Source organism: Pseudomonas sp. AO-1, from assembly GCF_019775695.1.
GTDB lineage: Bacteria > Pseudomonadota > Gammaproteobacteria > Pseudomonadales > Pseudomonadaceae > Aquipseudomonas > Aquipseudomonas parakoreensis.
In genome coordinates this window covers 267,191-279,248 of record NZ_CP079947.1, presented here as the reverse complement: position 1 = coordinate 279,248, position 12,058 = coordinate 267,191, and the positions used below count along the sequence as shown (strand labels likewise).

Genomic DNA, 12,058 nt, shown 5'->3' with positions numbered 1-12,058 from the left:
CCTATGCGTACCAACACTCAGACCAAACGTGAGCTGGACAAGATCGACCGCAACATCTTGCGGATCCTGCAGGCAGACGGGCGCATATCGTTTACCGAACTCGGGGAGAAGGTTGGTTTGTCCACCACGCCGTGCACTGAGCGGGTGCGACGGCTGGAGCGTGAGGGGATCATCATGGGCTACAACGCCCGCCTGAATCCGCAGCACTTGAAGGGTAGCCTGCTGGTGTTCGTCGAGATCAGCCTCGACTACAAATCCGGCGACACGTTCGAGGAGTTTCGCCGCGCGGTGCTGAAACTGCCGCACGTGCTGGAATGCCACCTGGTGTCAGGGGATTTCGACTATCTGGTGAAGGCGCGGATTTCCGAGATGGCTTCGTACCGCAAGCTGTTGGGCGACATTCTGTTGAAGCTGCCGCATGTGCGTGAGTCCAAAAGCTATATCGTGATGGAAGAGGTGAAGGAGAGCCTGAGCCTGCCGATTCCAGACTGAGATTTGGAAGATCAAAAGATCGCAGCCTTCGGCAGCTCCTACAGGTGAATGCATTTCCATGTAGGAGCTGCCGAAGGCTGCGATCTTTTCAGACCAGCACCTGCCGATTCGAAGCCATGTACTCGAAGATCTGCTTTTCCACCTGTGGATGAATCAGCTCCACCGGCCCGCGCCCGTTCGGGCACGGCAGGGTTTTAGTGGTACCGAACAAGCGGCAAATCAGCGGACGCTCGCCATACACCGTGCAACCATTGGGGCCCAGGTGCACACAGTTCAGCTCTTCCATCGCCGCATCCTGTTCGGCGCGGGTCTTGCGCGGCAGACGTGACATTTCTTCCGGGGAAGTGGTCACCGGCCCGCAGCAGTCATGGCAGCCTGGCACGCACTCGAACGTGGGGATCTGCTGACGCAGGTCGCGAATGGTCTGGCGGTTGCAACTCATCGAAACGGTAATCCACATGAAATAGGCGGCAATTGTGCCGCAAAAGCCGTGATCCAGACAGCAACGACCGACCAGTGTTGCCCGTGCTCGGGCGTGCGGCTTATGCTCCGTCAAATTTTCTCGACACTCAGCCGTTGGATGACGCCCATGAACGCCCGCGCCCGAACCTTCGCGAGCCAACCCCACGTTGCCTCTTACTACGCCGCCAGCAGCCTGCCGCAGCCCGATCATCCGCAGCTGCAAGGTGAAGTGATGGCCGACGTGTGCGTGGTCGGCGGCGGGTTTTCCGGGTTGAATACCGCGCTGGAACTGGCCGAACGCGGCCTCAGCGTGGTGTTGCTGGAGGCGCACCGGATCGGCTGGGGCGCCAGTGGCCGCAACGGCGGACAGTTGATTCGCGGGGTCGGCCACGGCCTCGACCAGTTCGCCAATGTCATCGGTGCTGACGGCGTACGCCAGATGAAACTGATGGGCCTGGAAGCGGTGGAAATCGTCCGTCAGCGCGTCGAGCGCTTTCAGATCCCGTGCGATCTGACCTGGGGCTACTGCGACCTCGCCAACAAGCCGGCCGACCTCGAAGGCTTCGCCGAAGACGCCGAAGAGCTGCGCAGCCTCGGCTATCGCTACGAAACCCGCCTGTTGCAAGCGGATGAAATGCACACCGTGGTCGGCTCCAAACGTTACGTCGGGGGCTTGATCGACATGGGTTCCGGGCATTTGCACCCGCTGAACCTGGCGCTGGGCGAAGCCGCTGCCGCACAGCAATTGGGTGTGAAGCTGTTCGAGCAATCGGCGGTGACGCGGATCGATTACGGCACCGAGGTTCGCGTCCACACCGCTCAAGGTTCAGTGCGGGCGAAAACCCTGGTGCTGGGCTGCAACGCTTACCTCAACGACCTCAATCCGCAACTCAGCGGCAAAGTGCTCCCGGCCGGCAGCTACATCATCGCCACCGAGCCGTTGAGCGAAACCCAGGCGCACAGCCTGCTGCCGCAAAACATGGCGGTCTGCGACCAGCGGGTGGCGCTGGATTACTACCGGCTTTCGGCGGATCGGCGTCTGCTGTTCGGCGGTGCCTGCCATTATTCCGGGCGTGATCCGAAGGACATCGGCGCCTACATGCAACCGAAGATGCTCGACGTGTTTCCACAACTGGCAGGCGTGAAGATCGACTATCAATGGGGCGGGATGATCGGCATCGGTGCCAACCGGTTGCCACAGATTGGCCGACTCAATGACCAGCCGAACGTGTATTACGCCCAGGCCTATTCCGGGCACGGGGTAAATGCCACGCACCTGGCCGGCAAGTTGCTGGCCGAGGCGATCAGCGGGCAGCACAGCGGCGGCTTTGATCTGTTTGCCAAGGTGCCGCACATCACTTTCCCCGGCGGCAAGCATTTGCGTTCGCCGTTGCTGGCGTTGGGGATGTTGTGGCATCGGCTCAAAGAGTTGGTCTGATGCTTTTGCTGCGTCCTTGAAGCCGCCATCGCTGGCAAGCCAGCTCCCACAGGTTTTTGCGGCGAATACAAATATTGTGAACACCAAATTACTGTGGGAGCTGGCTTGCCAGCGATGAGGCCCGCCAGAAAAATACAGGTTTCAGATCCGCCAGAACGGCTTCAACCCCTCTTCATGCGCCTGCTCGCGGGTCAACCCGACATCCTTGAGCTGCTCCGGCGTGAGATTCAGCAACGCCTTGCGCGTGTGCAGACGATGCCAGAACAGGCCCCAGCGACTCAGGCCGGACGGCGCGTTGCGCATGGCGCTATTCCATGCGCTGTCCTCCTGCCCTGCCGCCAGTTCCTGACTGTGTAACGTCAGCCGCACATCGCTCAAGCCGTTCATTTTTGTCGCTCCTGTTTACTTGGGTAGCCAGAGATTCCATGATGCGCGGGTCCGCAAAAGCATTACAGATTCAACACATCTGTATTAATCCCATACAGATTTGCCGTTTCTGCGTCTGAATCACCGATTTTTGCTGCATCTGTACTGGTTTAACGAATCACCTGCATCGAGGCATTGCCATGACCCTGTATGTGAACCTCGCCGAGCTGCTCGGCACCCGCATCGAACAAGGCTTCTACCGTCCCGGTGATCGCCTGCCTTCGGTGCGCGCCCTGAGCGTAGAACACGGGGTCAGCCTGAGCACCGTGCAGCAGGCCTACCGCATGCTTGAAGACAGCGGCCTGGCAACGCCGAAACCCAAGTCCGGCTATTTTGTGCCGGTCGGTCGCGAGCTGCCGGAGCTGCCCGCCGTCGGGCGTCCGGCGCAGCGGCCGGTGGAGATTTCGCAGTGGGATCAAGTGCTGGAGCTGATTCGCGCAGTACCGCGCAAGGACGTGGTGCAACTGGGTCGCGGCATGCCCGACGTGACCACGCCCACCCTGAAACCACTGCTGCGTGGGCTGGCACGGATCAGCCGCCGGCAGGACATGCCCGGGCTGTATTACGACAACATCCACGGCACCCTCGAACTGCGCGAGCAGATCGCCCGGCTGATGCTCGATTCCGGCTGTCAGTTGAGCGCCAGCGATCTGGTGATCACCACCGGTTGCCACGAAGCGCTGTCCACCAGCATCCACGCGATCTGCGAGCCGGGCGATATCGTCGCGGTGGATTCGCCGAGCTTCCACGGCGCCATGCAGACCCTCAAAGGGCTGGGCATGAAAGCCCTGGAAATCCCCACCGATCCACTGACCGGCATCAGCCTCGAAGCGCTGGAACTGGCGCTGGAGCAGTGGCCGATCAAGGTCATCCAGATCACCCCCAACTGCAACAACCCGCTGGGCTACATCATGCCGGAGTCGCGCAAACGCGCGTTGTTGACGCTGGCGCAGCGTTTCGACGTGGCGATCATCGAGGACGATGTGTATGGCGAGCTGGCCTACACCTACCCGCGTCCGCGCACGATCAAATCCTTCGACGAAGATGGCCGCGTATTGCTGTGCAGCTCGTTTTCCAAGACCCTGGCGCCGGGGCTGCGCATCGGTTGGGTCGCGCCGGGACGGTATCTGGAACGGGTGCTGCACATGAAATACATCAGCACCGGTTCCACCGCGCCACAGCCGCAGATTGCCATTGCCGAATTTCTCAAAGGTGGATACTTCGAGCCGCATTTACGGCGGATGCGCACGCAATACCAGCGCAATCGCGACACGATGATTGACTGGGTCACCCGCTACTTCCCGGCCGGCACTCGCGCCAGTCGTCCGCAAGGCAGCTTCATGCTCTGGGTCGAATTACCGGAGGCTTTCGATACGCTGAAGCTCAATCGTGCATTACATGACCAAGGCGTGCAGATTGCCGTCGGCAGCATCTTTTCCGCGTCGGGCAAGTATCGCAATTGTTTGCGGATGAATTACGCGGCCAAACCGACACCGCAGATCGAAGAAGCAGTGCGCAAGGTCGGCGCGGCGGCGATCCGGCTGCTGGCCGAGTCCGAATCACTCGAGCTGAAACGTACCGTACCCCTCGAAGCGCTGAAGGTCGGCGACACGGCTTGAGGTATTGCTGACGCGGGCTTCGATCTGCAGCTCCACCTCCAGATGGCGCCCGGCGGCGATGCTGCCCGCGCGCCGGTTCACGATGCGATCACCAGGCTGCAGCAGATCCGCCGCGCCCGTCCGGCCTCCCTCGCGCTGCCATTGCACCGGCGCGCCATCCAGACGCGCCGCCACCATGCGTAGCTGCAAGCGTCCCGCTGCCCAGCGATAATCCAGCGCATCGCTGTTCGGGGCAGAAAACGACCAGGTGAACGAACGCGCGACCGGGCATTGAATCCGTAGGTGAACCGTGCGCACCCCAAAACTGCCGTCATTGCCCGATTGCCGAGCGCGCAGCTCCGGCCGCGTCGAAATGCCATAGTCCACAGCGCTCGGTGAGAGCGTCATCTGACAGGCGTCGCTGGCCATGACCGACGTTGCTGCCAGCGCTCCCAGCGTGATCAGGATAATCCGTCGAAGCATGCGCAATAACTCGCTCATGTGAGGTTCAACGGCTGACAGAGCGCGTCGACGGGCTCGATCAATGCATGCTCGTCCGGCGTTTCAGCCAGATTGAATTGCAGGTCGCAGTGCGCGCTATCCGACAGTTGCACCCGCAGCAGCTGCCCGGGTTTGATATCCGGAAGAAAGATCGTCCCGGCCTCAAGCACCGTGGTCACGAATGCGCCTTGCCGGTCTTGAACAAGCAAACCACTGGGCAGCCATTGCCGATCAACCGTTCTGGCCTTCAACAGCACACGCCGCACACGAGTGACGGTGAAATCCAGATGCTGAACCGAGCCGCGCCCGGCCTCCACCTCCTGATAACCGTCGAGCACCTCCACATTGCGCGGCAGGCTCAGTGGGTCGACCTCCAGCCTGGCCGCCGCATAGGGCGGCAGACTCGCCGCTACTGCCCGGCCCGAAACGTCCGTCCACACCGGACCTTGCGGCGTGTACAGCTTCAGACCCGCACGGTCACCAGCCTTGAGCACGGCAAAGGTCTCGCGCAGCGGATACGGCGACAGCGTCACACCGTCGCGATGCAGCGCCATGCCGCCACGCAGGCCCACGTCGAACTCACTTGCGCTGTCACGCTGGTTCAGGCCCAGGTCCACACGGCTGTAATGCGTGAGTGCGTTGACCCGCAATCCCAGCGATGGCGCTGCGGCTTCACGCTGTTCGGCGCTGGCGCTATAAGCCAGGGTTTCACTGAGCACCTCGCTCATCGACACGCCACTGCGCACTCCGGATCGCGGATCGCTGCGCACATAGCTACGAGCCCTGCGCTGCTCACCCAATGGCATCCCGACCGTCAGATAAGCCGAGGTACCCCGACGCCACGCGTCGGCATCGCCGATGCTGCGCTCAAGACTCAACGACAGGCTGATCCGCTCGGGCAACGTCTGCGACCAGGACAAACCCAGGCGCATGTGTGGCGGTTCGTCCACGCTGGTGTAGCGCGACCAGGTCATGCCGAATGCCCCCCAGCGCTCGACAGTACCGTTGAGCGAAAATGTCCAGTGATCGCGCCCGGGGGCCTCGGCGCGCCCCTGCTGCTGGTTCCACCCTGTGTCTGACAGGGTGCGAAAGCCCTGACCACGGCGCACGGCAACCACGCTGGTGGACAGATTCGGCGACAACACGGCACTGACGGTCATTTGTAATTGATGCCCTGCAATACCTGTCTCTCGATCACTGGACAGCACCTGGCGCACACCGGTGCTCAGATTGCCCGGCCATTGACGCTGCAGCCCCCAGCCTGCCGACAGGTAGTCCGCCCCACCCAGGATCCCGCCGCTCACGCGCAACGCTCGCGACAGACTCCATTCCCGGCCAAAGGTGGCAAACGATGGCGCCTGACGATCATCCGCACCCTGGCGTCGCACAGTGCCCAGCGCCAGATTGAAGCCGTCCGCACGGTCTGATTGCGCGTCTTGAAGACTGGCTGCAGGAACGCGGAAACGCCGCACCTGCCCTTCTTGCTCGTGCACGCTGACCTCGAGGTCGAGTTGGGTGCTCAACAATGGCAGCGCGCGCAGAGTGAATGGCCCACCGGGAACCCGCGTGGTGTAGATCAGCACGCCGTTCTGTCGGACTTCGATCCGCGAGGGCGACCAGGCAATGCCCTCGACCTCGCCACGCGCGCCCTGCTGTGCCGCGCGCAATTGCGCGAATGCATCCTCCGGCAGAATCTGCACACCGCTGAACGCTTCGCCGGCAAACAAGGGCGACTGCAGGTTCAACTGACCGATCTGCACGCTGGTTTCGTAGTCTTCCAGGGTGCGCATGCCATAGGCATACAGATGCTCGAAGCGCGTACTGTCGGGCAATTGCGTATAGGACTGGCGACTGCGCAAAACCCAGTTGCCAGCGTTCAAGCCAATCTCCGAACCCAGGCTGCGAAAATCGCTGCGCTGCTTCCCTGACTGGCCGCCCATGACCAACGCATCGTAATTGAATACGCCGCCGACACCGCCGTTGGTGAAGGTGTGCGGTTGAGGTTCCGGCAACGCCAGCAGGTCGGTCGGTAGCAGCAGGTCGATCTGCTCCTGACCGGGATGCAGCTCGACGATGGCCGAGGGCAGACCTTCGCGCAGTGTCAGACACGGCTCGACCGGCGCCGGTGCCGCTTGTGCGCGCACGCCGGCAGCCTTGAGCAAGGCCGGTTGCAGGCACGGCTCGCCCTCGGCATCGAACGTCACGAACACCCGACCCCGAGGCTGTCCATTGACCTCCAGCGCGACCAGACGTGTGCCCTGGGAGAAACGCGGTGCCTGGCGAAAGTACGCCGCCAATGCCGGATCGAGTCCGCGTTCGCGAAGCATCTGCGCGTCGAACTCCACCACCTCGCCGGCCAGCGCCACCCCCACACCCTGAACCATCACCAATGCCAGCCCCCGACGGGCAGAACCGCGCATCAATGCGTTACCGGAGCATCGAAGTGATCCACCGCAAAGCCATAGGTGGTGACCGGAAAAATCCGCACAGCCATGGCCCGCACCGTTGAACTCAACGGTAACCGGACGGACAGGCGCTCTCCGGGCAGGATCCAGGTACGCGGCAGCTCCACCACCTGCGTGCCCGGCAGCGGAACAATCGCCTTCGCCAGCCGCACAACGTAAGGACTGGGATTACTGACCAGCAGGCCTTCAGCCGTGGCCGACCAGCGCAGCCGCTTCCATGGCTCGCGCTCGACTGGCAGGCCGGCGGGGCGCAGGATCACCGGCAGGTTTTGCCGAACCCCCAGATTGACCCGGGCGCCGTCGACACCTGCGACAGGATTGATCCCCTCAAAGATCACCCGCTTCAGACGCTCGGTCTGCAACGGTTCGGCGCTCTGCAAAATAAACCGTACCTGCTGCACCGCGCCGGCCTCGACCCGGGCCACCGACGGGCTGAACAGCAACAGCGTCTGATCATGCGGCTCGATGTCTACGACCGTGGTATGCAGCAGGGCCGGACGCGTTTCGGTATTGCGCACGTTCATGGTTGCTTCGCCCACGCCCTCATCCACCACCAACACAGGGGTCTGCGGCACCATGCCCGCAGCGTGGACGACAGGCATCAAAAGCAGGGCGAGCAGGCACAGTGGCAGCGCCCTGAAGACAGGACGACACATCGAAATCGACATCGGTATTGTTCCGCTGGGAATGGCAACGCCCCCGTCAAAGGGCGCGCCGAAAGAGCGAGAAAGAACCCGGCCATGGCCGGGTTCTGACGATCAGAGGTAGTACATATCGAACGTGACCGAGCCATCGAGCGGAATCTCGCTGGTGATCGGCAGTGCGTTACTCGGACCAATGATCGGCAGCAGGCTCATCGGAAATCCGTGGTGGCGCGCCGCGACCGGGCCAGCGGCCACGCCCGTCCCCCAGGAGTACAGCGCCGGGGCATTGCTTACCAGCGGCGAGGAAGGCAGTTGCCACGTCGGCGCCGCCAGGCTTCGGGTGATCAGGGTCTGCTGGATGCCGTCGGCCTCCGGACGCCCGTGGCGCAGCGCAAAGCCACCGATACGGATGCCGTTGATTTCACCCAGGCCATAGAACAAGGCCGCATCGCTGTTACCGGCGCCATCGCTGATACCCGGCAGTTTGGTCGCCGCGCGATTGTCTCTGACCGACACTTCCACCGGTGCTGGCGCATCGCAGTTGATGTGCAGCGATATATCGTGAGTCGGCAGCAGCGTCTGCGTGGTCTTGTTCAGCGTGGCTGCCGATATCTTGCGCAAATCTACCGTGCCGCCACCGGCGAACGCGGGAATGCACGACGTCGGAATAATGGTTCCGATCACGCTCAGGTCCACGCTTTCGGCAACCGCCAGTGTGGGTATTACTGCAGCCGCAACGGCGGCCATCCATGTTGATGTTTTCATCAGTCCCTACCTGTTCGGCTATTTATAAATGGCAGTGGTTCAGTGCATCGCTTTCTCGAGGCCGTGAACGCCGGGGCGATGATTTCGTTTTTTGTAGGCTCCGTATGTAGGAATAGGCACCAAGCCAAAACAGAAAAAACGACAAAGCAAATAGTCCAAAGCCAAATGCGAACTCATTCCTACTTTCGAACGACTAATGGTTTACCCAATGTGGCGAGGATCTGCCTTGAAGGGTCTTTGAAATCCTCTGCATGCCATACTCCGCCCCCCAGCCTCCAGCCGAGAAAGCAACGTGCGACCCGGAAAAAAATTGCTCGCTGTCTGCGTGTTGTGTTCGTTGGCCAGTGGTTGCGCAACCCTTGATGTACCGCGCGAACCCAGCCAGGTGTTGCCGGCCTCCGGCTCCGTATTCGGCCGCTCGATCCAGGCCCAGGCCGCGCCCTGGCAGGGCCGTTCCGGCTTCCGTTTGCTGTCCAACAGCACTGAAGCGTTCACCGCGCGCGCCGAACTGATCCGCAATGCGCAAACCAGCCTCGACTTGCAGTACTACATCGTTCACGACGGTGTCAGCACGCGGATGCTGGTGGAAGAACTGCTCAAGGCTGCCGACCGCGGCGTGCGCGTACGCATCCTGCTCGATGACACCACCAGCGACGGTCTGGACACGATCATCGCCACGCTGGCGGCGCACCCACAGATTCAGATTCGCCTGTTCAACCCGCTGCACCTGGGCCGCAGCACCGGCGTGACCCGCGCTGCCGGACGCCTGTTCAACCTGTCGCTGCAACACCGGCGCATGCACAACAAACTGTTTCTGGCCGACAACAGCGTGGCCATCGTCGGCGGGCGCAATCTGGGCGACGAGTACTTCGATGCCGAGCCGAACCTGAATTTCACCGACATCGACATGCTCAGCGTGGGCCCGGTGGCCGAACAGCTCGGGCACAGTTTCGATCAGTACTGGAACAGCGCGCTGAGCAAGCCAATCGACGAATTCCTCTCCAGCAAACCGAGCATCAAAGACCTGCAAAACACCCGCACACGCCTGGAAGAATCGCTGGATGAAACCCGCAAACAGAACCACGCGCTGTATCAACAGTTGATGACGTTCAAGACCGCGCCGCGCATGGATATCTGGCGCAAGGAACTGATCTGGGCCTGGAACCAGGCACTGTGGGACGCGCCGAGCAAGGTGCTGGCCAAGGACGAGCCGGATCCGCAACTGCTGCTGACCACGCAACTGGCGCCGGAGCTGCGCGGCGTCAGCAAAGAACTGATCATGATTTCGGCGTACTTCGTACCCGGCCAGCCGGGGCTGGTGTACCTGACCGGACGCGCCGACGCCGGGGTCTCGGTGAGCCTGCTGACCAATTCGCTGGAAGCCACCGATGTGCCCGCGGTGCACGGCGGTTACGCGCCGTACCGCAAGGCGTTGCTGGAACACGGTGTGAAACTGTATGAACTGCGCCGTCAGCCCGGGGACAACTATGGCAGCGGTCCGCATTTGTTTTACAGCAAGTCGTTCCGCGGCTCGGACTCCAGCCTGCACAGCAAGGCGATGATTTTCGATCGACAGAAAGCGTTCATCGGCTCGTTCAACTTCGATCCGCGCTCAGTGTTGTGGAACACCGAAGTCGGGGTGCTGGTGGACAGCCCGGAGCTGGCCGGACACGTGCGCGAACTGGCGCTGCAAGGCATGGCGCCGGCCCTGAGTTATCAGGCGAAATTGCAGGATGGGAAGATTGTCTGGGTGACCGAGGACAACGGACAGATGCACACGCTGACCCAGGAACCCGGGAGCTGGTGGCGGCGCTTCAATGCGTGGTTCAGCACCACGGTGGGCCTGGAACGGATGCTTTAAAAAGCAAAAGATCGCAGCCTGCGGCAGCTCCTACAGCGGAGGAATGCGGTTTCCCTGCAGGCTGCGATCTTTTGACCTTAAGCCGTTTGCACCGTCCCGAATGCACCTTGGCGCATCAGCAGAATCACCAGCCCGAACGCCCCGGCCGCCATCAACAATGGCAACGCATGCCCGCTGATCCACTGGCTGCCCGCCCCCGCGAGCAAAGGCCCGATCAGACAGCCCACACCCCACAGCTGCGCAATGTGCGCATTGGCCCGCACCAGCGCATCGTCGCGATAACGCTCGCCGATCAGGATCAGTGACAAGGTGAACAGGCCACCGGCACTGGCCCCGAACAACACCCACAACGGCCAGATCAGCAGCGTATCGATCAACAGCGGAATCGCCAGGCTCGACAGCATCAGGATCACCGCGCATCCGGTGAACAACGTGCGCCGCGACAGGTAGTCAGCCAATGCGCCAATCGGCAGTTGCAACAGCGCGTCGCCGACCACCACGGTGCTGACCATCGCCAGCGCAATCTCGGCAGTGAAGCCCTGCTGCAGGCAATACACCGGCAGCAGCGTGAGGATCATCGCCTCGAACGCGGCGAACAACGACACCGCCCAGGCAATCGCCGGCAACTCGCGGGCAAATCCCCAGAGATCGCCGAAAGTCACACTGCTGGCTTCACTGCTCGGCGCCCCGCTGCGGCCCATCAACAGAAAAGGCGAAACCGTCAGCAGCCCGACACCGACCCAGAATCCATAATCATGTTCAGTACCCAGCGCCCCCAGAAGCAATGGACCAGACAGTTGGCTCAATGCATAACTGCTGCCATACAGCGCGACCAGCCGCCCGCGCCAGTGTTCGACGACCAGTTGGTTGATCCAGCTTTCGCCAAGGATGAACACGATGGTCAGGATCACCCCGATCATCAGGCGTAATACCAGCCAGATCGGATAACTCGGCAGCAGCGCCAGCAAGCCAATCGACAACGCGCCGGCCCACAGGCACAGGCGCATCAGGTTAGCCGTACCGAAACGCGCCGCCAGATGACTGGAAATCTTCGCGCCCAGCAATACGCCAATCGCCGGCATCGCCGCCATCACGCCGATGGCGAAAGAGCCATAGCCCCAACCCTCCAGACGCAACGACACCAGCGGCATGCTGACCCCCAGGGCCAGACCGACACTCAAGACAGACGCCAACACGGCGAAATACGTCGCCCAACGCATGGTCCACGCTCCTGTGGATTATTTTTATGTACACCACAAAACCAATGTGGGAGCAAACCCAGTGGTGAAGGGATTCATCCCCGACAGGTCGCGCAGCGACCTCAAAACCTGCACCATCAAATGCACTGGTTTTGCGACTGCTTCGCAGCCGATCGGGGATAAATCCCCTCACCACAGAGACTTGCT

At 61.8% G+C, this 12,058-nt stretch carries 11 protein-coding genes; 4 read left to right on the top strand and 7 right to left on the bottom strand.

The features are described from left to right. Positions 1-3: 3 nt before the first annotated feature. Entirely contained in the window at positions 4-492 is a 489-nt protein-coding gene (locus KVQ82_RS01250) for an Lrp/AsnC ligand binding domain-containing protein (RefSeq protein WP_003177284.1), read from the top strand. Between the two features lie 88 nt (positions 493-580). On the opposite strand, the gene KVQ82_RS01245 is transcribed toward KVQ82_RS01250, so the two are convergent. Beyond that, positions 581-934, bottom strand: coding sequence for a YkgJ family cysteine cluster protein (locus tag KVQ82_RS01245; RefSeq protein WP_222017642.1), 354 nt, complete (start codon positions 932-934; stop codon positions 581-583). A gap of 147 nt (positions 935-1,081) precedes the next feature. On the opposite strand from KVQ82_RS01245, the gene KVQ82_RS01240 reads away from it, so the two are divergent. Next, positions 1,082-2,392, top strand: coding sequence for an FAD-binding oxidoreductase (locus tag KVQ82_RS01240; RefSeq protein WP_222017641.1), 1,311 nt, complete (start codon positions 1,082-1,084; stop codon positions 2,390-2,392). A gap of 141 nt (positions 2,393-2,533) precedes the next feature. Here the strand turns inward: KVQ82_RS01240 and KVQ82_RS01235 are convergent, their stop codons facing one another. Beyond that, complete coding sequence (locus KVQ82_RS01235) at positions 2,534-2,779, bottom strand: DUF1127 domain-containing protein (protein ID WP_222017639.1); 246 nt, start codon at positions 2,777-2,779, stop codon at positions 2,534-2,536. A gap of 179 nt (positions 2,780-2,958) precedes the next feature. Here KVQ82_RS01235 and KVQ82_RS01230 point away from each other — a divergent pair, with 179 nt between their 5' ends. After that, a complete protein-coding gene (locus tag KVQ82_RS01230; RefSeq protein ID WP_222017637.1) occupies positions 2,959-4,437 on the top strand; it encodes a PLP-dependent aminotransferase family protein in 1,479 nt (492 codons plus the stop codon). On the opposite strand, the gene KVQ82_RS01225 is transcribed toward KVQ82_RS01230, so the two are convergent. The 4 genes from KVQ82_RS01225 to KVQ82_RS01210 all read right to left on the bottom strand — a co-directional run bounded on the left by KVQ82_RS01225 (position 4,378) and on the right by KVQ82_RS01210 (position 8,791). Then, complete coding sequence (locus KVQ82_RS01225; RefSeq protein ID WP_222017635.1) at positions 4,378-4,917, bottom strand: hypothetical protein; 540 nt, start codon at positions 4,915-4,917, stop codon at positions 4,378-4,380. The two genes, KVQ82_RS01230 and KVQ82_RS01225, sit on opposite strands and share 60 nt — an antisense overlap. Next, on the bottom strand, positions 4,914-7,337 hold the full coding sequence (locus KVQ82_RS01220; protein WP_222017633.1) for a fimbria/pilus outer membrane usher protein: 2,424 nt from the start codon (positions 7,335-7,337) through the stop codon (positions 4,914-4,916). Before KVQ82_RS01220 ends, KVQ82_RS01225 begins: the two co-directional genes overlap by 4 nt. After that, the gene (locus tag KVQ82_RS01215; RefSeq protein ID WP_222017631.1) at positions 7,337-8,050 is read right to left on the bottom strand and encodes a fimbria/pilus chaperone family protein; all 714 of its coding nucleotides are present in this window, start codon (positions 8,048-8,050) and stop codon (positions 7,337-7,339) included. The genes KVQ82_RS01220 and KVQ82_RS01215 overlap by 1 nt, the downstream gene beginning before the upstream one ends. A gap of 90 nt (positions 8,051-8,140) precedes the next feature. After that, a complete protein-coding gene (locus KVQ82_RS01210) occupies positions 8,141-8,791 on the bottom strand; it encodes a DUF1120 domain-containing protein (RefSeq protein ID WP_041071953.1) in 651 nt (216 codons plus the stop codon). A gap of 292 nt (positions 8,792-9,083) precedes the next feature. Here KVQ82_RS01210 and KVQ82_RS01205 point away from each other — a divergent pair, with 292 nt between their 5' ends. Then, complete coding sequence (locus KVQ82_RS01205) at positions 9,084-10,652, top strand: phospholipase D family protein (protein WP_222017629.1); 1,569 nt, start codon at positions 9,084-9,086, stop codon at positions 10,650-10,652. 77 nt (positions 10,653-10,729) lie between these two features. On the opposite strand, the gene KVQ82_RS01200 is transcribed toward KVQ82_RS01205, so the two are convergent. After that, on the bottom strand, positions 10,730-11,872 hold the full coding sequence (locus tag KVQ82_RS01200) for an MFS transporter (RefSeq protein WP_222017628.1): 1,143 nt from the start codon (positions 11,870-11,872) through the stop codon (positions 10,730-10,732). Between the last annotated feature and the right edge of the window lie 186 nt (positions 11,873-12,058).

Bases quoted from the DNA above. Each gene is read 5' to 3' on its own strand.
- KVQ82_RS01250 (WP_003177284.1), top strand. From the start codon at position 4: ATGCGTACCAACACTCAGACCAAACGTGAGCTGGACAAGATCGACCGC.
- KVQ82_RS01245 (WP_222017642.1), bottom strand. From the start codon at position 934: ATGAGTTGCAACCGCCAGACCATTCGCGACCTGCGTCAGCAGATCCCC.
- KVQ82_RS01240 (WP_222017641.1), top strand. From the start codon at position 1,082: ATGAACGCCCGCGCCCGAACCTTCGCGAGCCAACCCCACGTTGCCTCT.
- KVQ82_RS01235 (WP_222017639.1), bottom strand. From the start codon at position 2,779: ATGAACGGCTTGAGCGATGTGCGGCTGACGTTACACAGTCAGGAACTG.
- KVQ82_RS01230 (WP_222017637.1), top strand. From the start codon at position 2,959: ATGACCCTGTATGTGAACCTCGCCGAGCTGCTCGGCACCCGCATCGAA.
- KVQ82_RS01225 (WP_222017635.1), bottom strand. From the start codon at position 4,917: ATGAGCGAGTTATTGCGCATGCTTCGACGGATTATCCTGATCACGCTG.
- KVQ82_RS01220 (WP_222017633.1), bottom strand. From the start codon at position 7,337: ATGCGCGGTTCTGCCCGTCGGGGGCTGGCATTGGTGATGGTTCAGGGT.
- KVQ82_RS01215 (WP_222017631.1), bottom strand. From the start codon at position 8,050: ATGTCGATTTCGATGTGTCGTCCTGTCTTCAGGGCGCTGCCACTGTGC.
- KVQ82_RS01210 (WP_041071953.1), bottom strand. From the start codon at position 8,791: ATGAAAACATCAACATGGATGGCCGCCGTTGCGGCTGCAGTAATACCC.
- KVQ82_RS01200 (WP_222017628.1), bottom strand. From the start codon at position 11,872: ATGCGTTGGGCGACGTATTTCGCCGTGTTGGCGTCTGTCTTGAGTGTC.